The organism is Streptomyces sp. NPDC048290 (assembly GCF_040652095.1).
GTDB lineage: Bacteria > Actinomycetota > Actinomycetes > Streptomycetales > Streptomycetaceae > Streptomyces.
This window is the reverse complement of record NZ_JBEZLM010000010.1, coordinates 252112-277607: the sequence shown is the minus strand read 5'-3', so window position 1 is coordinate 277607 and position 25496 is coordinate 252112. Positions and strand designations below refer to the sequence as shown.

The 25496-nt window shown below is 71.9% G+C and carries 18 protein-coding genes and 1 pseudogene; 6 read left to right on the top strand and 13 right to left on the bottom strand.

Features of this window, described 5'->3' with window-relative positions; all coding sequences use genetic code 11:
• Positions 1 to 178: 178 nt before the first annotated feature.
• On the top strand, positions 179 to 640 hold the full coding sequence (locus tag AB0D49_RS19820) for a lamin tail domain-containing protein (RefSeq protein WP_362758810.1): 462 nt from the start codon (positions 179 to 181) through the stop codon (positions 638 to 640).
• Positions 641 to 670: 30 nt separating this feature from the next.
• Here the strand turns inward: AB0D49_RS19820 and AB0D49_RS19815 are convergent, their stop codons facing one another.
• From AB0D49_RS19815 to AB0D49_RS19800, 4 genes are all read right to left on the bottom strand, one after another.
• Positions 671 to 2614: an acyl-CoA dehydrogenase family protein gene (locus AB0D49_RS19815; RefSeq protein WP_362758808.1), complete on the bottom strand. Its 1944-nt coding sequence runs from the start codon at positions 2612 to 2614 to the stop codon at positions 671 to 673.
• A gap of 343 nt (positions 2615 to 2957) precedes the next feature.
• A complete protein-coding gene (locus AB0D49_RS19810) occupies positions 2958 to 4403 on the bottom strand; it encodes an aldehyde dehydrogenase family protein (protein ID WP_362758806.1) in 1446 nt (481 codons plus the stop codon).
• 570 nt (positions 4404 to 4973) lie between these two features.
• Complete coding sequence (locus AB0D49_RS19805; RefSeq protein WP_362758804.1) at positions 4974 to 6515, bottom strand: PucR family transcriptional regulator ligand-binding domain-containing protein; 1542 nt, start codon at positions 6513 to 6515, stop codon at positions 4974 to 4976.
• A gap of 153 nt (positions 6516 to 6668) precedes the next feature.
• The gene (locus AB0D49_RS19800) at positions 6669 to 9314 is read right to left on the bottom strand and encodes an ATP/GTP-binding protein (RefSeq protein WP_362758802.1); all 2646 of its coding nucleotides are present in this window, start codon (positions 9312 to 9314) and stop codon (positions 6669 to 6671) included.
• Positions 9315 to 9641: 327 nt separating this feature from the next.
• On the opposite strand from AB0D49_RS19800, the gene gabT reads away from it, so the two are divergent.
• The 3 genes from gabT (at position 9642) to AB0D49_RS19785 (ending at position 13352) form a co-directional block, all read left to right on the top strand.
• Positions 9642 to 10976, top strand: a complete 1335-nt coding sequence (gene gabT, locus AB0D49_RS19795) for a 4-aminobutyrate--2-oxoglutarate transaminase (RefSeq protein WP_362758800.1) — start codon at positions 9642 to 9644, stop codon at positions 10974 to 10976.
• A 684-nt stretch (positions 10977 to 11660) separates the two neighbouring features.
• Positions 11661 to 12617: a hypothetical protein gene (locus AB0D49_RS19790; protein ID WP_362758799.1), complete on the top strand. Its 957-nt coding sequence runs from the start codon at positions 11661 to 11663 to the stop codon at positions 12615 to 12617.
• A 273-nt stretch (positions 12618 to 12890) separates the two neighbouring features.
• On the top strand, positions 12891 to 13352 hold the full coding sequence (locus tag AB0D49_RS19785) for a Fur family transcriptional regulator (RefSeq protein ID WP_362758797.1): 462 nt from the start codon (positions 12891 to 12893) through the stop codon (positions 13350 to 13352).
• A 31-nt stretch (positions 13353 to 13383) separates the two neighbouring features.
• Here the strand turns inward: AB0D49_RS19785 and AB0D49_RS19780 are convergent, their stop codons facing one another.
• Positions 13384 to 13593, bottom strand: coding sequence for a DUF2180 family protein (locus tag AB0D49_RS19780; protein WP_362758795.1), 210 nt, complete (start codon positions 13591 to 13593; stop codon positions 13384 to 13386).
• A 212-nt stretch (positions 13594 to 13805) separates the two neighbouring features.
• Between AB0D49_RS19780 and AB0D49_RS19775 the strand changes: the two genes are divergently transcribed.
• Positions 13806 to 14471, top strand: coding sequence for a phosphatase PAP2 family protein (locus AB0D49_RS19775; protein ID WP_362758793.1), 666 nt, complete (start codon positions 13806 to 13808; stop codon positions 14469 to 14471).
• Here AB0D49_RS19775 and AB0D49_RS19770 read toward each other — a convergent pair.
• From AB0D49_RS19770 to AB0D49_RS19735, 8 genes and pseudogenes are all read right to left on the bottom strand, one after another.
• Positions 14410 to 16179 (bottom strand): glycoside hydrolase family 18 protein, encoded by a 1770-nt coding sequence (locus AB0D49_RS19770; protein ID WP_362758912.1) that lies wholly within the window; start codon positions 16177 to 16179, stop codon positions 14410 to 14412. The genes AB0D49_RS19775 and AB0D49_RS19770 overlap by 62 nt on opposite strands.
• 582 nt (positions 16180 to 16761) lie before the next feature.
• A pseudogene (locus tag AB0D49_RS19765) lies at positions 16762 to 17196 on the bottom strand (hypothetical protein); the annotation flags it as partial.
• Positions 17197 to 17344: 148 nt separating this feature from the next.
• A complete protein-coding gene (locus tag AB0D49_RS19760; protein ID WP_362758791.1) occupies positions 17345 to 18772 on the bottom strand; it encodes an FAD-dependent oxidoreductase in 1428 nt (475 codons plus the stop codon).
• A gap of 66 nt (positions 18773 to 18838) precedes the next feature.
• On the bottom strand, positions 18839 to 19639 hold the full coding sequence (locus AB0D49_RS19755; protein WP_362758789.1) for an ABC transporter permease: 801 nt from the start codon (positions 19637 to 19639) through the stop codon (positions 18839 to 18841).
• Positions 19640 to 20569, bottom strand: coding sequence for an ABC transporter permease (locus AB0D49_RS19750; RefSeq protein ID WP_362758787.1), 930 nt, complete (start codon positions 20567 to 20569; stop codon positions 19640 to 19642).
• Positions 20569 to 21720 (bottom strand): ABC transporter ATP-binding protein, encoded by a 1152-nt coding sequence (locus AB0D49_RS19745; protein ID WP_362758785.1) that lies wholly within the window; start codon positions 21718 to 21720, stop codon positions 20569 to 20571. Before AB0D49_RS19745 ends, AB0D49_RS19750 begins: the two co-directional genes overlap by 1 nt.
• 7 nt (positions 21721 to 21727) lie before the next feature.
• Positions 21728 to 22972 carry a spermidine/putrescine ABC transporter substrate-binding protein gene (locus AB0D49_RS19740; protein ID WP_362758783.1) on the bottom strand — a complete coding sequence of 415 codons (1245 nt, stop codon included), beginning with the start codon at positions 22970 to 22972 and terminating at the stop codon, positions 21728 to 21730.
• A 52-nt stretch (positions 22973 to 23024) separates the two neighbouring features.
• Positions 23025 to 24560 carry a gamma-aminobutyraldehyde dehydrogenase gene (locus tag AB0D49_RS19735; RefSeq protein WP_362758781.1) on the bottom strand — a complete coding sequence of 512 codons (1536 nt, stop codon included), beginning with the start codon at positions 24558 to 24560 and terminating at the stop codon, positions 23025 to 23027.
• A 211-nt stretch (positions 24561 to 24771) separates the two neighbouring features.
• On the opposite strand from AB0D49_RS19735, the gene AB0D49_RS19730 reads away from it, so the two are divergent.
• Entirely contained in the window at positions 24772 to 25341 is a 570-nt protein-coding gene (locus AB0D49_RS19730) for an NADAR family protein (protein WP_362758779.1), read from the top strand.
• Positions 25342 to 25496 lie beyond the last annotated feature (155 nt).

Below are 25496 nucleotides of genomic sequence, written 5' to 3'. Positions count from 1 at the left end.
TCCCCCAGGAGGGGACGCGCCGCGGGTGTCTGCCCGGAAATCACGCATTGTGAAGTACGAGTGAAGATCATGTGATACGACTGCTGTCCCGCGGGCCGGTGGAGCACCGGTCGCCGCGGATTCCTGGACGTCCATCCTCGACGTCCATCCTGGACGACATCCTTGGGGGGATCTCTCCATGCGCCTTCGCGCCGCCCTGACCCTGCCCGCGCTCTCCGTCGCGGGCGCGGTCGCCCTCACCGGCACCCTGCTCGTCACCCCGGCCCAGGCGGCCGGCGGGGTCGTGCTGCACCACGTCTGGTTCGACAGCCCCGGTTCCGACAACCGCTCCAACGCCAGCCTGAACGGCGAGTGGGTGGAGATCAAGAACACCAGCCGCTCGGCGATCTCGCTGAAGGGCTGGGTGCTCAAGGACACCTCGAACCACAAGTACGTCTTCCCCAACGTGAAGATCGCCGCGGGCAAGACCATGAAGATCCGGACCGGGTCCGGGAACGACACGACGACGAACAAGTACCAGGACCGCCGGGCGTACGTCTGGAACAACACCAGTGACACGGCGACGCTGACGAAGTCGAACGGTTCGCGGGTGGACACCTGCTCCTGGACCACGCGGGACCCCAGCGACAAGTGGTGCTAGCGCGCTGACGGGGGGACGGGGATACGGGGCTCAGGGGATCTTGCGGTGGACGTCCTGTGCGGCCGACGGGCCCGGGGTCGCGTCCGCGATCCAGGGGCCGTCCCCGGACGGGTCCACGATCCCCGCCTCCAGCCACTCGTACCGGCCGGCCAGGACCGCCTTCACCACCTTGCGGTCCTGGTCGTCGGTGTTGGTCCACAGGCGGCTGAAGAGTTCCTCGACCCGGATGCGGGACTGGCGGCAGAAGGTGTCGGCCAGTTGGTACGCCTCGGGGCCGTGGTCGCCCCGGGCGCGCAGGTGTTCGGCGCGTACACAGGCCGCGCTCATCGCGAAGAGTTCGGCGCCGATGTCCACGATCCGGCCCAGGAAGCCCTGCCGGGTCTCCAGCCTGCCCTGCCAGCGGGACATGGCGTAGAAGGTGGAGCGGGCCAGCTTGCGGGCGGTGCGCTCGACGAAGCGCAGATGCGTGGCGAGATCGATGCCGTGCTTGAACTCCCCGTACGACGTGGGGAGTTGGCCGGGTCCGGCGACGAGCTTCGGCAGCCACTTGGCGTAGAAGACGCCCGCGTGGGCGCCCGCCCTCGCCTTGTCCTGGAGGGACTTGTCGGGGTCGATGAGGTCGCCCGCGACGGAGAGATGGGCGTCGACCGCCTCCCGGGCGATGAGCAGATGCATGATCTCCGTCGAGCCCTCGAAGATGCGGTTGATCCGCAGATCGCGCAGGAGTTGTTCGGCGGGGACCGCGCGTTCGCCGCGGGCCTTCAGCGACTCGGCGGTCTCGAAGCCCCGGCCGCCGCGGATCTGGACCAGTTCGTCGGCCATCAGACAGGCCATCTCGGAGCCGTAGAGCTTGGCGAGGGCGGCCTCGATCCGGATGTCGTTGCGGTTCTCGTCGGCCAGCTGGGAGGAGAGGTCGAGGACGGCTTCGAGGGCGAAGGTGGTCGCCGCGATAAAGCTGACCTTGGCGCCGACGGCCTCGTGCAGGGCGACCGGCTTGCCCCACTGCTCCCGTACGCCGGACCATTCACGGGCGATTTTCAGACACCATTTGCCCGCGCCCACGCACATCGCCGGGAGCGAGAGGCGGCCGGTGTTGAGGGTGGTCAGGGCGATCTTGAGACCGGCGCCCTCGGGGCCGATGCGGTGGGCGGCGGGGACCTTGACCTGGTGGAAGCGGGTGACGCCGTTCTCGATGCCGCGCAGGCCCATGAAGGCGTTGCGGTGCTCGACGGTGATGCCGGGCGAGTCGGCCTCCACGACGAACGCCGTGATGCCGCCCTTGTGGCCCTCCGAGCGCGGGACGCGGGCCATGACCACGAGGAGGTCGGCGACGACGCCGTTGGTGGTCCAGAGCTTGACCCCGTCCAGGAGGTAGCCCCGCTCGTCACCTTCGCCGTAGGGGACGGCGGTGGTGGCCAGCCGGGCCGGGTCGGAGCCGACGTCGGGCTCGGTGAGCAGGAACGCCGAGAGGTCGGTACGGGCGCAGCGGGGCAGGAAGGTGTCCTTCTGCTGCTGGGTGCCGAAGAGCTTCAGCGGCTGCGGTACGCCGATCGACTGATGGGCGGAGAGCAGCGCGCCGAGCGCGGGGCTGACCGAGCCGACCAGGGCGAGGGCCTTGTTGTAGTACACCTGGGTGAGGCCCAGACCGCCGTACTCCGGGTCGATCTTCATGCCGAGGGCGCCGAGTTCCTTGAGGCCGGTGACGACCTCGTCGGGGATACGGGCCTCGCGTTCGATGCGGGCCGGGTCGATCCGGTGTTCGCAGAAGTCGCGCAGCTCGGCGAGGAAGCGCTCGCCCTTGGCGGTGTCCTCGGGGGCGGGGAGGGGATGGGGGTGGATCAGATCGAGGCGGAGACGGCCGAGGAAGAGTTCCTTGGCGAAGCTCGGCCGGTTCCAGTCCCGCTCACGAGCGGCCTCCGCCACTCGGCGGGCCTCGCGCTCGGAGACGGAGGGCTGGGTGGGGGGTGCGGACATGACGCTCACCTCGCCGCGGATCGGGATCTGAATGCCCTGCGGAATGTCCTGCGGAACGCGCTGTGGGGTGTGCGGGGGAGTGTGCTGGGGAACGCGCTGCGGACATGGCCTGCGGTTACCGACGGGTGCTACCCGTTCGTATGTACCGGAATCCTGGGGAGGCGACCACCCCACGCGCGGCGGTTCGGCCGTGTGGGGTGCGGCGGTAGGGGGTGTTGGGGGGGCGTGTGGGGCGCGTTGGCCACGGGGTGGCGGGGGTACGGGAGCGGCCGGAGCCCCCGCACAGTGGGCTCCGGCCGTGGTCGTGCTCCGACGTGCTCCGACGTGCTCCGACGTGCTTCGGTCAGAGGGCCAGGCCGGTGAGGACGAGGACCCGCTCGTAGGTGTAGTCGTCCATCGCGTAGCGGACGCCCTCGCGGCCGACGCCGGAGAGCTTGGCACCGCCGTACGGCATCTGGTCGGCGCGGTAGGACGGGACGTCGCCGACGATCACGCCGCCGACCTCCAGGGCGCGGTGGGCGCGGAACGCGGTCTGGAGGTCGTGGGTGAAGACGCCCGCCTGGAGGCCGTACTTGGAGGAGTTGACGGCCTCGAACGCCTCGGTCTCGCCGTTCACCTTCTGGACCGTGAGGACCGGGCCGAAGATCTCCTCGCAGGCGAGGGTGGCGTCCGCGGGGACGTCGGTGAGGACGGTCGGGGCGTAGGAGGCGCCGTCGCGCTTGCCGCCGGTCAGCAGGGCCGCGCCCTTCTGTACGGCCTCGTCGACCCAGGACTCGACGCGCTTCGCGGCGTCCTCGCTGACCAGCGGGCCGACGTCGGTGGTGGCGTCGGCGGGGTCGCCGGTGACCTGGGCCTCGACGGCGGCGACGATCCTCGGCAGCAGGCGGTCGTAGACGGCCGCGTCGGCGATCACGCGCTGTACGGAGATGCAGGACTGGCCGCCCTGGTAGTTGGAGAAGGTCGCGATGCGGGTGGCGGCCCAGTCGAGGTCGGCGTCGGAGGCGTAGTCGGCGAGGACGACGGCGGCGCCGTTGCCGCCCAGCTCCAGCGTGCAGTGCTTGCGGGGCACGCTGTCCATGATCGCGTAGCCGACCTTCTCGGAGCCGGTGAAGGAGATCACCGGGAGGCGCTCGTCCTGGACCAGGGCGGGCATCTGGTCGTTGGGGACCGGGAGGATGCTCCAGGAGCCGGCCGGGAGGTCGGTCTCGGCGAGGAGTTCGCCGAGGATCAGGCCGGACAGGGGGGTGGCCGGGGCGGGCTTGAGGATGATCGGGACGCCGGCCGCGATCGCCGGGGCGATCTTGTGGGCGCAGAGGTTGAGGGGGAAGTTGAAGGGCGCGATGCCGAGGACGACGCCCTTGGGGAAGCGGCGGGTCACGGCGAGGCGGCCCTGACCGCCGGGGTCGGTGTCCAGGCGCTGGGCGTCTCCGCCGTTGAAGCGGCGGGCCTCTTCGGCGGCGAAGCGGAAGACGGAGACGGCGCGGCCCACTTCGCCTCGGGCCCACTTGATGGGCTTGCCGTTCTCGGCGGAGATGAGCTGGGCGATCTCCTCCGTGCGGGCTGCCAGGCGGCGGCTCACGTGGTCGAGGGCCGTGGCGCGGAGGTGGGCGGGGGTGGCGGCGAAGTCCTCGCGGACGGCGTGCGCGGCTGTTACGGCCTCTTCGATCTGGGGGGCGGTGGGGATGCTGACGGTGGCGACCGTGCGGTTGTCCCACGGGGAGGTGACGGTGAAGGTGTCGTCGCCGGTGGCCTCGCGGCCGGCCAGCCAGAAGGTGGTGGTGGCGGTCATGGTGATCTGGCCCTTCCGTGGGTGTGCGGTCGGTTCCACGGTAGGGGTGGGGGCGGGGGTGGGGGGTTGGCCGATGTGTAGTGGTGGGGGGTGGGGGTTTGCCGGATTGTCGTACGGGGGGGTGGCCGGGGGGTGGGGGTGGGGGGCGGTGGTTGGGTGCGGGTGCGTCGTGGTTGGTCGCGCAGTTCCCCGCGCCCCTGGGGGGTGGGGTGGCCGTCGTGGGTGCGTGCGGGTGCGTGGTCGCTTTTCGCGCAGTTCCCCGCGCCCCTGGCATAGCCGTGGGCAGTCGTGCCGCTGGGGCGGCACGGGTGGGCACGGCGGCACCCCGTTAGCGCGGGTTCGCGTGATGCCGTGGGCTTGGGATAAATGCCAGGGGCTCGCCATGTGGGTGCCTGCGGGTGCGTCGTGGCTGGTCGCGCAGTTCCCCGCGCCCCTGGGGGGGTGGGGTGGCCGTCGTGGGTGGGTGCGGGTGCGTGGGCGCTTTTCGCGCAGTTCCCCGCGCCCCTGTCGAGGCGGGTGCGGGTGCGTTGTGGCTGGTCGCGCAGTTCCCCGCGTCCCTGACGGGGGGTCTCAGGGGTGTGGGGGTTCCGGTGGGGGGGATTTCAGGGCTAGCCAGAGTTCCATGCGGACGTCTGGGTCGTCCAAGGAGCGGGTGAGGATTTCTTCTACTCGGCGCATTCGGTAGCGGAGCGTGTGGCGGTGGACGCCCAGGTCGGCCGCGGCGGCGTCCCACTGGCCGTGGTGGGAGAGCCAGGCCCGCAGGGAGGCGACCAGGTCGCCGCGGCCGGTCGCGTCATGCTCGCGCAGGGCACGCAGCAGGCCGTCGGAGAAGGCGCGGACGGCGTCGTCGGCGAGGAGCGGGACGATCGAGCCGGCCGCGAGGTGGTCGTGCTCGACCAGGGGGCGGCCTCGGCGGCGGGCCACCGTCAGGGCCTGCTCGGCCTGTGTGTGGGCGGTCGGGACCGTGTTCGGGTCCGCCGGGGCCGAGACGCCGATCGCGGTCGGCGTGTCCTCGTCCGCGCGCGGCTCGCGGTCCGCGCACGCGGCCATCGCCGCCCCGCCCTCCGTGGCCAGGACGACCAGGCGGTCGCCGTCGGGCACCACCAGGATCGACTCGCCCGCGCGGGCCGCCGCCGACTCCAGCAGTTCGGGGAGGCTGTCGCGGGCCGCCGGGCCCTCCGCGAGGAGCAGCCGGAAGGGGGCGTCGAGCAGCGGGCCGTACAGGTCGCCCGCGACCGTGCGGGCGTGGTCCGGTTCGCCGGCCAGCAGCATCCGCAGCACCGCCGTCCCGATGCGCTGTTCCGCGGCGCGCAGCGAGCGGGAGCGTTCCGTGGTGAGGGTGAGCAGGGCGATCGCGGAGTGCACGGCGTAGCGTTCGGCGGTGCCGAGCGGGCCCGCCGTGCCCACGGCCAGGGCGGAGCGGGGGCGGCGGCCGGTGCCCAGGGAGTGGAGTTCGACCCGGTCCTCGTGCTCGGGTCCGCCGACGACCGCGCTGGCGGGCGGCGGGCGGTCGCGCAGCCGCCGTACGTCGGCGGTCAGGCGGGCGGCACGGCGGCCCGCCCACGGAGGGGCCACGGCGACGACCGCGCCGGAGGCGTCGTAGAGCGCCGCCCACCCGTCCAGCTGGGCGGCGAGCGCGCCGAGCAGGCCCTCGGGGCCGTCGGACAGGGTCTGCCGGGTCAGTTCGCGCTGGGCGGCGAAGCCCGCGGTGACCGCGCGGTACTGGTCGGCGGCGATGGCCGCGGAGACGGCCTTGGTGATCGCCAGGAAGGGGGTGCGGCGGGGCACCTCCAGCAGGGGCAGGCCCTCGCGCTCGGCCGCGTCGAGCAGGGCCCCGGGTATCTCGTCGTAGTTGACGCCGACCGCGAAGCCCAGGCCGACCACGCCCGCGCCGACCAGTCGCCGGACGTACCGGGTCATCGCCTCCGGGTCCTCCGCGTCCAGGGTGAGGGCGGTGATCAGCAGCAGTTCCCCGCCCTCCATGTACGGCACGGGGTCGGCCAGCTCGCTGACATGGGCCCAGCGCACCGGTGCCTCCAGCCGGTCCTGGCCCGCCCGCACGGTCAGCCGGAGCGCGGAGTGGTGGACGAGGGAGGCGAGTGTGGGCGGCATGGGGCGGGCCTTCGGTCGGGGCAGGAGGCGAGCCGGACCGCCCCGGGGGGGCGTCGGCTCCCGCCTGCTCATCGATTGGCCGTCTTGTATGAACGGTCGTTCTTAATTCTGCCGCATTGTCCGATCGGATGGAGAGGTGGCAAGGGGTCAGTCTCAGGTCGTCAGGTTCACCAGTGACGGTGGGGTGTGGTCGCCGTCCGTGTCCGTCAGGGACAGGACCGCGTGGCCGGGGGGGATGTCGTGGGCCAGTTGCGAGGCGGACCAGCGTTCGCGTTCGACCTGGCGGACGGTGACCGCGTCCGTGGTGACCGCCTTGCCGGTGACCAGCTTGCGCAGGGCGTGGATGGCCCGGGTCATGGGCTGGTCGGCGAAGACGGTGTGCTGCGCGACCTCCCGGGTCTCCACCCACTCGGTGCCCCACGCCTGCGCGAACCGGCCGCCGTCCCAGGTGCTCACCCCGCAGAACGCCATCCGGCAGCCGACGGCCGCGAACAGCGGGCCGTGCAGCGGTTCCGGTACGTCGCCGATGGTGCGGAGGGCGAGCACCACACCGGCGTTCTGGGAGCGCAGGCGCTGGACGCGGCGCAGTGACTCGGCGGTGATGGTGCCGGTGGCGTCGTCCAGGACCAGCGCGGCGAAGTGCGGGCGGCGTCCGCCGTCCCGGACGACGGTGCTGAACTGGGCCAGCAGGAGGCGGGTGAGCAGCCGGGACGCCTCCTCGTGGCCGTGCGCGGGGAGGTCGACGCGGACGCGGAGCGGGTGGTGGGCGATGGATCGGAGGGAGAACGGGCGGGGGCCCTTGGCGGTGCCGGTGAAGAAGTCGGCGAACGCCGGGCGGTCCAGCAGGGCGAGCCGGTCGGCGAGGGCGGGGCCCAGGTCGGCGGCGGTGCCGTGCTGGCGGAGCCGGGCCTCCAGTTCGCGCCGCATCACGGTGTGCCCCTCGCCGGTCAGGGCGTCCCGCAGGGCGGTCAGCGCGGCCGGGTCGCCCGCGAGCAGTTCGCGCAGTACCGGCAGCGGCGGGAAGCGGCCGTGCACCGCCCGGTAGGGGCCGAGGAGCTGGGCGAGGGCGGTGGCGGCGCTCTGGGTGCCGAGCGTGTCGACATCCCCGGCGAGCGCCTCGGCGAGCATCGCGGCGGCCTCGTCGGGGTCGTCGGCCTCGGCGTAGGGGTCGAGGTCGTGCACGGAGGCGGGGTCGCCGATCCGGACGACGACGTCGTAGGCGCCGTCCGGGCCAAGCGGGGTGCCCGCGGCGGCGACCGCGACGACCGAGGCGGCGCCGGTGAGGGCGGTCAGGGCGAGGGACTCGACGACCGGTTCGATCAGCCGCCGGGTCTTGCCCGCGCCCGACGGGCCGATCGCCAGCAGGGAGGTGGCCAGCACCTCGGGGCCGAGGGCGGCGCCCGCGCCCTGGTGGGCGGCCGGGACCCGGTCGCCGGTGCCCCAGCGGCCGATGCGGACCTGACCGGCGAGCGGATCGTGGCGGGCGGTGCGCACGGGCAGGTCGCGGGCGCCGGAGGGGTGGGCCCAGGCGGCGGCGCCGTGGCGCAGCACGGTGTCGGTGAAGGCAGCGAGCCGGGACCGGTCGTGCCCGGTGTCGCGCCAGACGCGGTCGACGCGGGCGCAGTCCACGTCGTTCATCCGGCCGGTGAGGGTCTCGGCGGTGAGCAGGTCGGCGGCCTCGGTGAGGCCCTCGGCGCGCGGCGCGGGCCACTGCGAGCGGGGCCGCTCGACGGGCGCGGCGACCGGGCGGCGGCGCCGTTCGCCGCGGGCGGCGAGCAGGGCGCGGGCGTAGGGCAGCCAGCCGCCGAGCCGGGCGAAGGGGATGACGACGAGCAGGGTGATCAGGCCGTACACGGTGTCGACGAAGAGCTGGGAGGCGAACAGGTCGTAGCCGCCGGAGACCAGCGCGATCAGCGAGAACAGGGGGGCGACGACGGGCAGCGGGTCCCAGCCGACGCCGGGGAAGGCGGCCGGGAAGACCAGGCTGAGCGCGGCGAGCGCGGCCAGCAGCGCGAGCAGGGCGCGGGCGGGCTGGGGGCGGCGGCCGAGGTAGTGGCGGACCACGTCGGGCCAGCTGCCGAGCCGGCTCATCGCGTAGGCGAGGGCGGCGAAGAAGACCCCGTCGTAGACCACCCTGGCCTCGGCGCCCTCCATGCCCTGCGGGGAGGCGAGGGTGCCGCCCCACCACCAGTCGTCCGGGGTGACCAGGCGCAGCGGGGCGAACTGGTAGGGGATGCCGCCCTGGCGCCACAGCGACCACAGGAGCAGTCCGACGACCAGCGGGACGAGCAGTCCGACGACGGTGATCGGCGCGAGCCGCGCGGGTGCCGTGTCCGGCTGCGGCGGCCGGTACCCGAACCGCCAGATGCCGGGCCGGGCGGTGGGCCGGGGGGTGTCCAGCCAGCCGACGACCGGTGCGGGACCGGCCGGGGTGCCGGGCCGGGGCGGGGTGCCGTGCGGGGCGGTCGGGGCGGCGGGCGGGAGCTGGTGGGAGGCGGCGGGCGGGAGCTGGTGGGAGGCGGCGGGCGGGAGCTGGTGGGAGGCGGCGGGCGGGAGCTGGTGGGAGGCGGCGGGCGGCCGGGGCGGCACGGCCGGTCCCGGGGGCCCGGGGGCCTGCTCCGGGCGGGGCGGCGGCGCCACGGCGCCCGGAGCGGAGGTCGCCGGACCGGGAGGCGCGGCGTACGGTCGGGGCGGAAGGCCAGGTCGGGGCGGTGGCCCCTGGGTGTCGGGGGGTGCCGCCGGGCGCGGTACGGGGTCGGCGTGAGTGCCCCGCGCGTCCTGCGTCCCGTCGCTGTCCATCGTCCTGCCCCCTGACCAGCCGTTCCGTCCACCGTCGGCGAGTCAATCTAACCCGCCCGCAAGGGGAGTTCAGCGCATACACGGCCGGGTCCGGCCACGCCGCCCGGACGGCTCCCGGCGGCGGGTATGTCCACGGCGGACAACGCGGGCCGCCGAAAACGCCCACATGGAGCATGCCCAGCCCCACTCCCCCGTCCTAGCCTGCGAGAAACAGCCGAGAAACAGCCGAGAAGCGTCCGAAACGCAGCGCCGTCGATCCGGCCCGGCGACCGACAGAACCCGGCCGTCCGCCGACCCGCCCGAAACGCACGATCACAGGGAGCCCCCATGACCGCACTTCCGCAGGAGCGCCGCGTCGTCACCGCCATTCCCGGCCCGAAGTCGCAGGAGCTTCAGGCCCGCCGTACCGCCGTGGTCGCCCAGGGTGTGGGCTCCGTACTGCCGGTGTTCACCGCGCGCGCGGGCGGCGGCATCATCGAGGACGTCGACGGCAACCGGCTGATCGACTTCGGTTCCGGTATCGCCGTGACCTCGGTCGGCGCCTCCGCCGAGGCCGTCGTACGCCGGGCCTCCGCGCAGCTCGCCGACTTCACCCACACCTGTTTCATGGTGACGCCGTACGAGGGCTATGTGGCGGTCGCCGAGGCGCTCGCCGAGCTGACCCCGGGCGACCACGCCAAGAAGAGCGCGCTGTTCAACTCGGGCGCCGAGGCCGTGGAGAACGCCGTCAAGATCGCGCGGGCGTACACCAAGCGGCAGGCGGTCGTGGTGTTCGACCACGGCTACCACGGCCGTACCAACCTGACCATGGCGCTGACCGCGAAGAACATGCCGTACAAGCATGGCTTCGGGCCGTTCGCGCCCGAGGTGTACCGGGTGCCGGTGGCCTACGGCTACCGCTGGCCGACCGGGGCCGAGAACGCCGGGGCCGAGGCCGCCGCGCAGGCCATCGACGAGATGTCCAAGCAGGTCGGCGCGGACAACATCGCGGCCATCATCATCGAGCCGGTGCTCGGCGAGGGCGGCTTCATCGAGCCGGCCAAGGGCTTCCTCCCGGCGATCGTGCGGTACGCCAACGACAACGGGATCGTGTTCGTCGCGGACGAGATCCAGTCCGGGTTCTGCCGTACCGGCCAGTGGTTCGCGTGCGAGGACGAGGGGATCGTCCCGGACCTGATCACCACCGCCAAGGGCATCGCGGGCGGGCTGCCGCTGGCGGCCGTCACCGGGCGCGCGGAGATCATGGACGCCGCCCACGCGGGCGGACTCGGCGGCACCTACGGCGGCAACCCGGTGGCGTGCGCGGGTGCGCTCGGCGCCATCGAGACGATGAAGGAGCTGGACCTCAACGCGCGGGCCAAGCACATCGAGTCGGTGATGAAGGGCCGGCTGTCCGCCATGGCGGAGAAGTTCGACATCATCGGTGACATCCGGGGCCGGGGCGCGATGATCGCGATCGAGCTGGTCACGGACCGTACGACCAAGGAGCCGAACCCGGCGGCGACCGCCGCGCTCGCCAAGGCGTGCCACGCCGAGGGACTGCTGGTCCTGACCTGTGGCACCTACGGCAATGTGCTGCGCTTCCTGCCGCCGCTGGTCATCGGGGACGAGCTGCTCACCGAGGGCCTCGACATCATCGAGCAGGCGTTCGCCGGGATCTGAGGCCCCCGGTGCGGCCGGGGAGCGCGGCAGAGCGTGTGAAGAAGGTGTGCGAGGTGGATGGCGGGACGCCGATCGGGCTGTCCTGGCCGGAGCCCCTGCCGTAGGTTCTTCCCGGATGAGAGATACACCCGCCCACAGGGGACTGTGGACGGTTTCAGGCCGGGGCTTCCCCAGCTTCGACCTGGTCGTGCCTCGCGCACACACCCGGGGCCCTCCGGCTCCGGAAGCTCCTCAGGATCGGACGGTCGCCCGCCCCAGACCCCCCGGGGCGCGCGACGATCCGGTCCGGACGTCCGCCGCGGAACCACCGTCGGCGCCCGTGGGAACGGGTGACCGGGGGTCTCCCGGACGGTACGCCCCTGAAGGGCCGACGCACACCCCCCCTTGCGTCGGCCCTTTCGCGTGTCCGGGCTCCTGGGACCTGTCGTCGGCGGGGCGACCGCTGATGTCACGGCGATTTTCAGCCGTCAGAGGTCTGGACCAAGACTGCCGTCCGCCACCCGGGTCATGTCCGGCTCATGCCCGGGTCATGCCCCGGTCCCACCCCCTGTGCGCCGCCCGTCCGCCCCTTCCCCGGCGGGTGCCGCGCGCTCGATCCTGTGCGGTGGTGACCCCTGCGGGGTGGTGACCCCGTCAGGTGGTGGCTTTGTCGGGTGGTGGCTCTGTCGGGAGGGAGACCCTTCGATGTCCGCGATGGCTGCGAGTGGCCGCGTCGTCCTGCGCGAACTGGCGCACCAGGTGGGCGGCAGCTTCGGTGAGGCCGCCGACGCGATGTACGCCCGGCTCACCGACGGACCGCCGGGCGGGATCGGCTGGGGTCCGGCGGACACGGTCGCGGCGACCCCGGACGAGCACCGGGCGTGGCGGCTGGCGACCCGGCGCTTCCAGGAGACGGTGGTGGCGGCGGAGCGCAGGCGGGCCGCCGCGCAGTTCAGTCTGCGCAACCGGTTCCTGCCGGGGGGCGCCCGGCGGCGGGCGCTGGCCTCGGCCCACTGCCGTGCGGTGCTGGGGAACGCGGTCCGGATGTACCGGCCGGTGATCACCGAGATCGAGCGCCGCCGGGCCGCCGAGCAGGCCGAGCGGCGGCGCAGACAGCAGGAGCTGAACCGGCGCTGGCGGGAGCGGGCGGAGCGGGACCAGGAGCGGCGGCGGGAGCAGTCGCGGCGCCATCTGTCGGTGGCCGCGCAGGCGGTGTGGGGATGGACCCTGACCGAGCGCGGCGGCACGCGCGAGGTATGGGTGTTCCGGTACGACGTCGGACCGGGCCGCCGGTCGGTGGAGGTGGTCGACCGGTCGGCGGAGCCGCTGACGGCGGTGGGTCTGGAACGGCGGCTGAAGGCGCTGGCCCGGGAGAGCCGGCCGGGGCGGCTGCGCTGCCGGTGGGACGAGCGGGCGACCATGCGGGTGGCCCGGGAGTGCACGGTGGGCGAGCTGGTCGGTGACTTCGAGATCTGGTGGGCGGCGGTGACCCACTCGTACTGGGAGTCGCCGTACGAGGTCCCGGAGCGGCGGCGGGAACGGTCGGGGTCGGGAGGCGATCCGGGCGGGGGCGATCCCGACCCGGTGATACCCGACCCGGTGATACCGGGGTCCATGGGGCCGGGGCCGGGGGCGGGGGTGTCGCCGCAGCCGGGTGGGTAGGGCGGCCCGGCTCACCGGCCCGGCTCACCGGCCCGCATCACCAGCCCCGGTCACTGGCCCTGGTCACCGGCCCGGGTCACCCGCCCTGGTCACCGGCCCGGGTCACCCGCCCTGATCGCCGGCCCCGGTCACCCGCCCTGATCGCCGGCCCCGGTCGCCGGCCCCGATGATCGGCCCGGATCATCCGCCCGCCACATTTGACACAATCAAATGCGCGGGCATCCTTGACCATGAGTCCGCGACGATGAGTCCGCGGGAGAAGTGGGGCACATCATGGACACGGAGCTGAGGGACACCGAGCGGCTGGCGGGCGAGTTGCTCAAGGGCAAGGGGCTGCGCAGTACGTCCCAGCGCCGTGCCGTGCTGACCGCGCTGGTCGGCAACCCGCACTCCACCGCCTCGGAGATCGAGGGACGGATCGGGGTGGGCCGCGGCGCCCCGGGCGGGCTGTCCCGGCAGGGTCTCTACAACGTGCTGGAGGACCTCACCCGGGCGGAGCTGATCCGCTGTATCGAGCCCGCGGGCTCCCCCGCCCGCTATGAGCTGCGGGTCGGTGACAACCACCACCATCTGGTGTGCCGTAGCTGCGGCCGGATCGAGGACGTCGACTGCGCGGTCGGCCGGGCGCCGTGCCTGGACCTGGTCGAGAGCAAGGGCTTCGCCGTGGACGAGGCGGAGATCACCTGGTGGGGCCTGTGCGGGGACTGCCGCCGGTTCACCGGGGCGGGGGCGTAGCCCCGTACCGCCTGAGTCCCGTCCGACGGTGTCAGTACGCGCGCTCGGCGGTGTCGCAGGGGTGGCAGACGAAGCGGCGGGCCGCGATCGGGGCGGTGGACGGGCCCAGGCCGTGGGACTGGGACACCTGGGCGACCAGCACACGGGCGTGGTCCTGGCAGGCGGCGAGGCCGCAGCGGGCGCAGACGCCGACGGCGGGGGTTCCGGTGCGGTCCTGCTGGGTGCAGTCGTAACAGGTCATGGTTCAACTCCGGTGCGGGGGGCGGCACTTGGCCGGGCGGGGAAGGGCGCCGGTCGACGGTGAGCGCGGCGGGGGATTCTGCTGCGGGACGGGCGGCGGCGACAGCGGGCGCACCTCGATCCTGCTTCCACGCTAACGGTCAGATTTGAGTGAGTCAATTTAAGCCGCGTCGGTGTGCGGGGCGCCGGGCAGGGGGCTGCGAAGCTGGGGGCGTGCCCTTCCTCCTGCTTCCTCTCGTCCTGGTCGCCGCCTTCCTGCTGTTCACCTGGCAGGTGACGGCGGGCGGTCCGCTGATCCCGCTCGACGAGCGGCTGAGCCGGGCGCTGATCCACCCGAACCGGTTCTCGGAGCTGCTCTCCGACCTGGGCAATGTCGGGGTCGCGGTCCCGGTGCTGGCGCTGGCGGCGGGCTGTGCGGCCTGGCGGGCACGGGCGGCGGGCCTGGCCCGCTGGTGGCTTCCGGCCGCCGCAGCCGCTGCCCTCATGGCGCTGGTGCCGCTGCTGGTCGTCCCGGTCAAGCTGCTCACCGACCGGCCGGGCACCCCGGCCGTACCGCCCGCCACCGGCTACTTCCCGTCCGGTCACACGGTGACCGCGCTGGTCGCCTACGGCGCCGCGGTGCTGCTTGTGCTGCCCTGGACGCGCACGGACACCGCGCGCCGCGCACTGCTGGTGCTGTGCGCGGCGGCGGTGCTCGGGGTGTCGTACGGGCTGGTGCGCCGGGGGTACCACTGGCCGCTGGACGTGGTGGCCGGGTGGTGTCTCGGCGCGGTCCTGCTGCTGGGCTACGCCCGTGCGCTCAGGACCTGGGCGCCGGTCACGGGAAGTAGCCGTCGAAGGTCCGCTGGAACTCCCAGTTCGCGAACCGGTCCCAGTTGATCGACCAGGTCATCAGGCCGCGCAGGGCGGGCCAGGTGCCATGGGTGGTGTACGAGCCGCAGTTGGTCTTCTTGGTCAGGCAGTCCAGCGCCTTGGTGACCTCGCCGGGGGAGACATAGCCGTTGCCCGCGTTGACCGAGGCGGGCATACCGATGGCGACCTGTTCGGGGCGCAGCGGCGGGAAGACGTTGTTCTGGTTGCCCGCCACCGGGAAGCCGGTGAGCAGCATGTCGGTCATGGCGATGTGGAAGTCGGCGCCGCCCATGGAGTGGTACTGGTTGTCCAGGCCCATGATCGGGCCCGAGTTGTAGTCCTGGACATGCAGCAGGGTGAGGTCGTCGCGCAGGGCGTGGATGACCGGGAGGTAGGCGCCCGCGCGCGGGTCCTGGCCGCCCCAGGGGCCGGTGCCGTAGTACTGGTAGCCGAGCTGGACGAAGAACGTCTCCGGGGCCATGGTCAAAATGAAGTCGGCGCCGTACTTGGCCTTGAGGGTCTTCACCGCCGAGATGAGGTTGACGACCACCGGGGTGGTGGGGTTCTTGAAGTCGGTGTCGTTGGCGTTCAGGGACAGCGAGTGGCCCTCGAAGTCGATGTCGAGGCCGTCGAGCCCGTACTCGTCGATGATCTTCGAGACGGAGCTGACGAACATGTCCCGGGCGGCGGTGGTGGTGAGCTGCACCTGGCCGTTCTGTCCGCCGATGGAGATCAGCACCTTCTTGCCCGCCGCCTGCTTGGCCTGGATGGCGGCCTTGAAGTCGGCGTCGCTCTCCACGTTCGGGCAGGCGGTCACCGGGCAGCGCTGGAAGCGGATGTCTCCGGAGGTGACCGAGGTGGGCTCGCCGAAGGCGAGGTCGATGACGTCCCAGCTGTCGGGGACGTCCGCGAGCCGGGTGTAGCCGGAGCCGTTGGCGAAGCTGGCGTGGAGATAGCCGACCAGGGCGTGCGGGGGCAGTTGGCCCGGGTTGGTGCCGCCCCCGGCGGTGGTGGTGGCCGCGACCGCCGTCGAACGGGCCGACTCCCCGGCGTCGTTGACCGCGGTGACCTGGAAGGAGTACGCCGTGGAGGCGGTCAGTCCGCTGATAGTGGCGGAGGTCCCGGTGGCCGTCTGGACGCGGACGCCGTCGCGGTAGACCGCGTAGCTGGTGGCGCCGGTCACCGCGGTCCAGGACAGGGCGACGCTGGACGAGGTGATCGTCCCGGCCCTCAGCCCGGTCGGCACGGCGGGCGGCTGGCCGGGGTCCACTCCCGGGCCGACCAGGGTGATGTCGTCGGCGTGGTAGGCGGGGGTGCCGTACCAGCCGTGGGTGTAGACGGTGACCCGGGTGGTGGAGGGGCCGGTGCGGAAGGTGGTGGAGAGCTGCTGCCAGCTCGGCGCGTTCTGGGTCCAGGTGGACACATCGGTGGTGCCGGTGCCGCTGGCGCCGAGATAGACGTACGAGCCCTGGACATGGCCGGTCAGCGTGTACTGGGAGTTGGGCTGCACGTTCACGGTCTGCGAGCAGCGGGCGTTGTCGCTGCCCGCCGGAGTGGCGCGCAGGGCCGAACTGCCGCTGCGCACGGGGCTGTTGACCGTGGTCCCGTTGGTGCAGGTCCAGTTGGCGAGGCCGGACTCGAAGCCGCCGTTGCGGGCCAGGTCCACATCGGCGGCGACGGCGGCCGAGGTGATCCCGGAGGCGGCGAGCGCGGCGGTGGTGAGCAGGGCGAGCAGGGCGCGGCGGACGAGGGATCTGGGGCGGGCAGGGCGGGAGCCGCGTGACGCATGTGGTGTGTGTGGCGTGCATGGCGTGTGTGCTGTGTGTGCTGTGCGATCCACGAGTGCCTCCGAACGAGGGGAGAGCGCGGGGAGAGCGAGGGAGAGCGCGGGAAAGAGGGCAGGGCGGAGCGGAGGACCGGCGTGTGCGGCGCGGTCGGCGCGGGTGTGGTGCGTGGAGGGAGCGCACACAATTTGGTCCAGACCAATTGGGTTGTCAAGACCCCGCGGCTCCACCGGCATCGCGCGGCGCCGCTTTCCCGCCCCCGCGGTGGCCGTCCGGGCGCGGAGAAGCCCGGCCCCCTCGCGGGGACCGGGCTCGTCCTCGGGTGTCCGGCCCCTGGACCTGGACGGGACACCGTGGTCGACGGGTCCGATGGACCCGGCTCGACCGGCTCGACCGGCTCGACTGGCCCCCGCTCAGCCGTCCCGGTCCCGGTCGCGATCCCGGTCACGATCCCATCCGTGTTCCCGGTCCCGGTCCCGGTCGCGGTCCCATCCGTGTTCCCGGTCGCGATCCCGGTCGCGATCACGTTCCACCGCAAGGCCCGCCGCCGCCTCGTGCATCGCCAGTTCCAGCAGCGCCGGGTCGGTGAGCGTGCCGGAGCCGTCCGGCGTCACCAGCCAGCGCACCCCGCCGGTGGCCCGGCCGGGGTACGGGACCACGATCCAGGTCCCGGCGCCCGCCGTGCGGACACCGGTGCCGATCCAGCGGGCCGCGGTGCCGGGCGGCACCAGGAAACCCATCCGGGCGTCGCCGAAGTCGGCCAGCACCGGACCGGGCCGGTCCAGGATGCGGGAGAGCACATCCAGGGTCGGATAGCCCAGCTCGCCCGGCAGGATCAGGACGTCCCAGGCCCGGCCCGCCGGAAGCAGCGCCACCCCCAGGGGGTTGCGCTCCCACTCCCAGCGGCAGGACTCAGGATCGGGTGCGACGGATGCCAGCCATTCGACCGCCGTCTTGGCACCTGTCATGACAAAGACCTCCCTCTTGTCGTACGACGCGCTCGCGTCAGGGATAAGAGGGAGGTCCTGGCCTGGCATTACGCCGATTGGGCCGACTCGTTGGAGTGAGCCGGATCACATCAGCAAACGATGTGGCGCCGGGGTCGGCCGGCTTCCGTCAGCTGTCGAAGCCCAGCCCCAGCCGGTCCATCGTCTTCAGCCACAGATTGCGCCGCCCGCCCCGCTCGTCCGCGCGGGCCAGCGACCACTTGGTGAGCGCGATCCCGGTCCAGGCGAACGGCTCCGGCGGGAACGGCAGCGGCTTCTTGCGGACCATCTCCAGCTCGGTCCGCTCGGTCCGCTCCCCCGCCAGCAGATCCAGCATCACATCGGCGCCGAACCGGGTGGCCCCGACCCCGAGGCCGGTGTAGCCCGCCGCGTACGCCACCTTGCCCTGGTGGGCGGTGCCGAAGAACGCCGAGAAGCGCGAGCAGGTGTCGATCGCGCCGCCCCAGGCGTGGGTGAAGCGCACCCCCTCCAGCTGCGGGAAGCAGGTGAAGAAGTGCCCGGCGAGCTTGGCGTAGGTCTCCGGCCGGTCGTCGTACTCGGCGCGCACCTGCCCGCCGTAGGGATAGATGGCGTCGTAGCCGCCCCACAGGATGCGGTTGTCGGCGGAGAGCCGGAAGTAGTGGAACTGGTTGGCGGAGTCGCCGAGGCCCTGCCGGTTCTTCCAGCCGATCGCGCCGAGCTGCTCGGCGGTGAGCGGCTCGGTCATCAGGGCGTAGTCGTAGACCGGGACCGTGTACGCCCGGACCCGCTTGACCAGGTTGGGGAAGATGTTGGTGCCCAGCGCCACGTTGCGGGCCCGGATCGAGCCGTACGGGGTGCGCACGGCCATCCCGGCGCCGTACGGCTTCAGGTCGAGGGCGGGGGTGTGCTCGTAGATCCGGACGCCGAGTCCGGCGCAGGCCCGCTTGAGGCCCCAGGCCAGCTTGGCCGGATGGACCATGGCGACGCCCCGGCGGTCGTACAGCCCCGCCTGGAAGGTCGGGGAGTCGACCTGGGCCCGGACCTGGTCCGCGTCCAGCAGGTCGAGGCCGTCGGCGAGGCCCTCGCGCTCCAGCTCCTGGTACCAGTCGCGCAGCTCCCACGCCTGGTAGGTCTCGGTGGCGACATCGATCTCACCGGTGCGCTCGAACTCGCAGTCCAGGGAGTAGCGGGCGACCGCCGCCTCGATCTCGTCGAGGTTGCGGGCGCCCAGCTCCTCCAGCCGGTGGATCTCGTCGGGCCACCGGGTCAGCCCGTTGGACAGCCCGTGGGTGAGGGAGGCGGCGCAGAAACCGCCGTTGCGGCCCGAGGCGGCCCAGCCGATCTCCCGGCCCTCGACCAGGACGACATCCCGGCCGGGGTCGCGCTCCTTGGCGATCAGCGCGGTCCACAGTCCGCTGTACCCACCGCCGACGACCAGCAGATCGCAGGTCTCGGCGCCGGTGAGGGCGGGCTCGGGGCGCGGGCGGCCGGGGTCGTCCAGCCAGTACGGGACCGGCTGGACGTCCGCGAGGGATTTCGTCCAGGTGCTGCCACGGCTCATGGCTCCAGCGGCCATGATTTCAACTCCCTACAGGGCTTACGAGACGTAAGGACGTGATTCAGGAAAGGCCGCCGAAGAAGGTCACGCCTTCTGCTTCTTGCGGCGGTTGCCGATGACCATGGAGGCCACGACCAACAGTACGGCGATCAGGAACATGGCCGTACCGATGACATTGATCTGAACGGGCGTACCGCGCTGTGCCGAGCCCCAGACGAACATGGGGAAGGTGACGGTCGAGCCCGCGTTGAAATTGGTGATGATGAAATCGTCGAAGGACAGCGCGAAGGCCAGCAGCGCGCCCGCCGCGATACCCGGCGCCGCGATCGGCAGGGTGACCCGCAGAAAGGTCTGGACGGGACCGGCGTAAAGATCCTGCGCGGCCTGCTCCAATCGGGGGTCCATCGACATCACGCGCGCCTTGACCGCCGTCACCACAAAGCTCAGGCAGAACATGATGTGGGCGATGAGAATGGTCCAGAAGCCGAGCTGGATGCCCATGTTCAGGAACAGGGTGAGCAGCGAGGCGGCCATGACCACCTCGGGCATCGCCATCGGCAGGAAGATCAGCGAGCTGACCGCGCCGCGCGCCCGGAACCGGTAGCGGACCAGCGCGAAGGCGATCATCGCGCCGAGCACGGTGGCGCCGATGGTGGCCCACAGGGCGATCTGGAGGCTGAGCGAGAGCGAGCCGCACATGTCGGCGACCCCGCACGGGTCCTTCCAGGCGTCCAGCGAGAATTCCTGCCACTCGTAGTTGAAGCGGCCCTTCGGTTTGTTGAAGGAGAAGACCGTGACGATCACGTTCGGAAGAAGGAGATATCCGAGGGTGATCAGTCCCGCGATGACGACGAAACGGCGCTTGAGCCAGTTGACGAAGGCCATTTAAACCAGATCCTCCGTGCCGGACCTACGGATGTACAGCGTCACCATGAGCAGGATCGCGAACATCAGGACGAACGACAGCGCGGCGGCCGTCGGGTAATCCAGGATCCGCAGGAACTGGGTCTGGATGACATTGCCGATCATGCGGGTGTCGGTCGAGCCGAGCAGATCGGCGTTGACATAGTCGCCGGTGGCCGGGATGAAGGTCAGCAGGGTGCCGGAGACCACACCGGGCATGGACAGCGGGAAGGTGACCTTGCGGAAGGTGGTGAAGGGACGGGCGTAGAGATCCCCGGCCGCCTCGTGCAGCCGTCCGTCGATCCGCTCCAGCGAGGTGTAGAGGGGAAGGATCATGAACGGCAGGAAGTTGTAGGTCAGACCGCAGATCACCGCGAGCGGGGTGGCGAGCACCCGGTCCCCGGCGGTCATCCCGAGCCAGCTCGTCACATCGAGGATGTGCAGCGAGTTCAGCGCGCTGACCACCGGTCCGGTGTCGGCGAGGATGGTCTTCCAGGCCAGGGTGCGGATCAGGAAGCTGGTGAAGAACGGGGCGATCACCAGGATCATGATCAGGTTCCGCCAGCGGCCCGCCCGGAAGGCGATCAGATACGCCAGCGGATAGCCGAGCAGCAGACAGAGCACGGTCGCGGACCCGGCGTAGAGCACCGAGCGCAGGAACTGCGGCCAGTACTCGGAGACCGCGTCCCAGTAGGTCGCGAAGTGCCAGGTGACCTGGTAGCCGTCCTCCAGGGAGCCGGTCTGCACCGAGGTCGACGCCTGGTACACCATCGGCAGCGCGAAGAAGACGACCAGCCACAGCAGTCCGGGCAGCAGCAGAAGGTACGGCGTCCAGCGGCCCCGCTTGCGGGGCGGCCTGGCCGGGGTCTCGGGCGCCGCCGGTGCGGGCGCCTCGGCGAGGGTCGTCGCCATCAGACCTCTTCCTCGACCTTCTCGACGCCCGCATCGATGTCCTGCGCGGCGTCGAGGCCGAAGGTGTGCGCCGGGTTCCAGTGCAGGACGACCTCGGCGCCGGGCACCAGCCGGGGGTCGCGGTCGACGTTCTGGACGTAGACGGCGAGTTCCGGGCAGGCGGGGCTGTCCACCACGTACTGGGTGGAGACGCCGATGAAGCTGGCGTCGGCGATGGTGCCGGTGAGGCGGTTGCGGCCGGCCGGGATGTCGTCCGCGTCGGCGGCGTGGGCGAGGGAGATCTTCTCCGGGCGGACCCCGAGCAGCACTGTGCCGCCGGTGGTGGCGGGGGCGGAGTTCCGGGCGCCGGGCAGGGTGAGCCTGCCGCCGCCCGCCTTGAGCACGATGTCGTCGCCGGAGCGGCCGTCCACCTCGGCCTCGATGAGGTTGGAGGTGCCGAGGAAGTTGGCGACGAACGTGGTGCGCGGGTTCTCGTAGAGGTCGGCGGGGGCGCCGAGCTGCTCCACGCGGCCCGCGTTCATCACGGCGACCGTGTCGGCCATGGTCATGGCCTCCTCCTGGTCGTGTGTGACATGCACGAAGGTGATGCCGACCTCGGTCTGGATGCGCTTCAGCTCCAGCTGCATCTGGCGGCGCAGCTTGAGGTCGAGGGCGCCGAGCGGCTCGTCCAGGAGCAGCACCTTGGGGTGGTTGATCAGGGCGCGGGCGACCGCCACGCGCTGCTGCTGGCCACCGGAGAGCTGGTGCGGCTTCTTGCGGGCCTGCTCGCCGAGCTGGACCAGGTCGAGCATCTCCTCGACCTGCTTCTTCACGCTCTTGATGCCGCGCCGGCGCAACCCGAAGGCCACGTTCTCGAAGATGTCCAGGTGCGGGAAGAGCGCGTAGGACTGGAAGACCGTGTTGACCGGCCGCTTGTAGGGCGGCAGCCGGGTCACGTCCTGGTCCCCGAGGTGGACGGTGCCGCCGCTGGGCTCCTCCAGACCGGCGATCATGCGCAGGGTGGTGGTCTTGCCGCAGCCCGAGGCACCGAGCAGGGCGAAGAAGGAGCCCTGCGGCACGGTCAGGTCGAGCGGATGCACGGCGGTGAAGGAGCCGTACGTCTTGCTGATACCGGTGAGGCGGACGTCGCCGCTGCTGTCTGTCGTCGTCATCGTCTCGTCACGCCCCTGTGAGCTTCGCGAACTTCTCTTCGTACGCCGTCTCCTCGTCCTCGCTGAGCGAGCGGAACGAGCGGGACTTGGCGGCCATCTCCTGATCGGGAATGATCAGCGGGTTGTTCGCCGCGTCCTCGTCGATCTTGGCGAGTTCCGCCTTGACGCCGTCCACCGGGCACACGAAGTTGATGTACGCGGCGAGCTGGGCGGCCGGGCCGGGCTCGTAGTAGTAGTCGATGAGTTTCTCGGCGTTGGTCTTGTGCCGGGCCTTGTTGGGGACCAGCAGGTTGTCCGACGACGTCATATAGCCGCTGTCGGGGATGACGAAGTCCACGTCCGGGTTGTCCGCCTTGAGCTGGACGACGTCCCCGGCCCAGGCGACACACGCGGCGAGGTCGCCCTTGGTCAGGTCGGAGGTGTAGTCGTTGCCGGTGAAGCGGCGGATCTGGCTGTTGTCGACGGCCTTCTGGAGCCTGGCGATCGCGGCGTCGAAGTCGTCGTCGGTGAACTTCCCGGGGTCCTTGCCCAGGTCGAGCAGGGCCAGGCCCATGGTGTCGCGCATCTCGGAGAGCAGTCCGACCCGGCCCTTGAGCTTGGGGTTGTCCAGCAGGTCGGACAGCGAGGCGACCTCGATGCCGTCGAGCGCCTTGCGGTTGAAGGCGATGACGGTGGAGATGCCCTGCCAGGGGTACGAGTAGGCGCGGCCGGGGTCCCAGTCGGGGTTGCGGAACTGGGCGGACAGGTTGGTGTACGCGTGCGGCAGGTTCGCCGGGTCCAGCTTCTGCACCCAGCCGAACCGGATCAGCCGGGCGGCCAGCCAGTCGGTCACGCAGATCAGATCGCGGCCGGTGTCCTGACCGGCCGCGAGCTGCGGCTTGATCTTCCCGAAGAACTCGACGTTGTCGTTGACGTCCTCGGTGTACTTGACCGAGATCCCGGTGCGCTTCTTGAACGCTTCGAGCGTGGGACGGCCCTTGCCGCTCTCGTCGACATCCATGTACTCGGTCCAGTTGGAGAAGTTGACGGTCTTCTCCTTAGCCGAGTGGTCCTCGGACGACACCCCGGCGGTCTTGGCGGCCGGGGGGATGCCGCACCCGCTCAGCGCTCCGAGGCCGCCGAGCGCCAGCGCGCCACCGGTGGAGGCGCGCAGCAGCGAACGGCGGCTGAGGGACGCCCGGCCGCGGCCGAGGCCGCGCCGCATGGCGGCCACCCGGGCCGGTGACAGGCGGTCGGGCTCGTACTGCTCCATGCGCGTATTGCCCTTTCGGGAGGTGGGCGGCCGTGGTCGCCGGCCGGATTCGCTATCGGTCCCCGAAGATCGTGCGGTGCCAGTCCTTGCGGGCCACCGCGGTGTTGTCGAACATCACATGCTTGATCTGGGTGTACTCCTCGAAGGAGTACGCGGACATGTCCTTGCCGAAGCCGGACGCCTTGTAGCCGCCGTGCGGCATCTCGCTGATGATCGGGATGTGGTCGTTGACCCAGACGCAGCCCGCCTTGATCTCACGGGTGGCGCGGTTGGCGCGGAACACATCGCGGCTCCAGGCGGAGGCGGCGAGGCCGTACGGGGTGTCGTTGGCGAGCTGGATGCCCTCGTCGTCGGTGTCGAAGGGCAGCACGACGAGGACGGGCCCGAAGATCTCGGACTGGACGATCTCACTGTCCTGGGCCGCGTCGGCGACGAGCGTGGGCCGATAGTACGCGCCGCGCTCCAGATCGCCCAGGGGAGCTTCACCGCCGGTGACGACCCGGGCGTAGGACCGGGCCCGGTCGACGAATCCGGCCACCCGGTCGCGCTGGACACGCGAGATCAGCGGGCCGAGGTCGGTACCGGCGGCGAACGGGTCGCCGAGCCGTACGGAGGCCATCAGCTCGGCGGTGCGGGCGACGAACGCCTCGTACAGCGGGCGCTGGACGTAGGCGCGGGTGGCGGCGGTGCAGTCCTGGCCGGTGTTGATCAGGGCTCCGGCGACGGCTCCGTTGGCGGCGGCCTCCAGGTCGGCGTCGTCGAAGACCACGAAGGGGGCCTTGCCGCCCAGCTCCAGGTGGAGGCGCTTGACGGTGGCGGTGGCGACCTCGGCGACCCGCTTGCCGACGGCGGTGGAGCCGGTGAAGGAGGTCATGGCCACATCGGGGTGGCCGACCAGGTGCTCACCGGCCTCCTTGCCGGTGCCGGTGACGATATTGATCACCCCGTCGGGGATCCCGGCGTCGGTGGCGGCCTGCGCGAACAGCAGCGAGGTCAGCGGGGTCAGCTCGGCGGGCTTGAGCACGATGGTGTTGCCCGCGGCGATGGCCGGGAGGATCTTCCAGGCGGCCATCTGGAGCGGATAGTTCCAGGGCGCGATGGAGCCGACCACCCCGATCGCCTCACGGCGGACGTAGGAGGTGTGGTCGCCGGAGTACTCACCGGCGGACTGCCCCTGGAGATGGCGGGCGGCACCGGCGAAGAACGCGGTGTTGTCGACGGTGCCCGGCACATCGAACTCGCGGGTCAGCTTGAGCGGCTTGCCGCACTGGAGGGACTCCGCGCGGGCGAAGTCCTCGGCGCGCTCGGCGAGGACGGCGGCGAAGCGGTGCAGCGCGTCCGAACGCTCGCCCGGGGTGGCGCCGGACCAGCCCGGGAAGGCGGCTCTGGCGGCGGCGACGGCCGCGTCCACGTCGTCGGGACCGGCCAGGTCGTAGCGGTACACCTCCTCGCCGCTCGCGGGGTCCACGACCGCGAAGGTGCGGCCTGAGGTGCCCTTCGTGAGGCGGCCCGCGATGAACTGCGCGCCGTCCGCGAAGCGCTCCTGGGCGGGGAACCGTTCCGGGGTGGTCTTGCCCGGGTTGTGCATGTCGCTCTCCTCCGCCTTCGCCCCGCTTCGCTGCGGGGTGGGTGGCGTAGCTCCAGCTCGATTTGAGTGCCGATCCTGACAGAGGGACGGGAGGCCAACAAGTGATTCCGTTGTTGCCTTTTGGTTACGCAACGGAATCTGTCGACCAGGTGTCGAGTCCACCAGGAAAAGGCAGGACGGAGTGTCCGTGGTGCGTGCCAGACTCGCGTGCATGACGAGGATCATGGGAACGGCAGACGGGCGGGACGCCCTGGTCAGCGCGGTCCGGGCGGGGGCGAGGCCGCGCTATCTGGCCTTCTGGGGGAACCAGCCGCTGCCGGACGGACGGCTCGGCGCGAGCTGTCTCAGCCAGTGGTGGCCGTCACCGTTCGTGGTGGACGAGGTGCGGTACGCGACCGCGGAGCACTGGATGATGGCGGCGAAGGCACGGCTGTTCGCGGATTCCGAGGGGGAGCGGCGGGTCCTGGCGGCCGGGCATCCGGCGGAGGCCAAGAAGGCGGGGCGGCTGGTGCGCGGCTTCGACGAGAGCGTGTGGCTGCGCGAGCGGCTGCGGATCGTGACCGAGGGCAGTGTCCACAAGTTCGCCTCGGACCCGGCGCTGCGCGCGTATCTGCTGGGCACCGGGGACCGGGTGCTGGTGGAGGCCAGTCCGGTGGACCTGGTGTGGGGCGTCGGGTGGACCGCGAAGGACCCGGAGGCGGAGGACCCGGAGCGCTGGCGGGGGCTGAACCTGCTGGGCTTCGCACTGATGGCGGCGCGGCAGCGGCTGCGGGCCGCCTAGCGGTACGGGAAGCGGTACAGGGAGCTGAGCGGCCACGGGCCGCTGGCCGGTGATAGCGGTACGGGAGCGGCTGCCGGCCGCTGGCCGGTAATAGCGGGACGGGAGCCGCGCCCGGCGGTCCTGGGAGAAGGACAGCGGGCCCCGCGCGTCCGGTC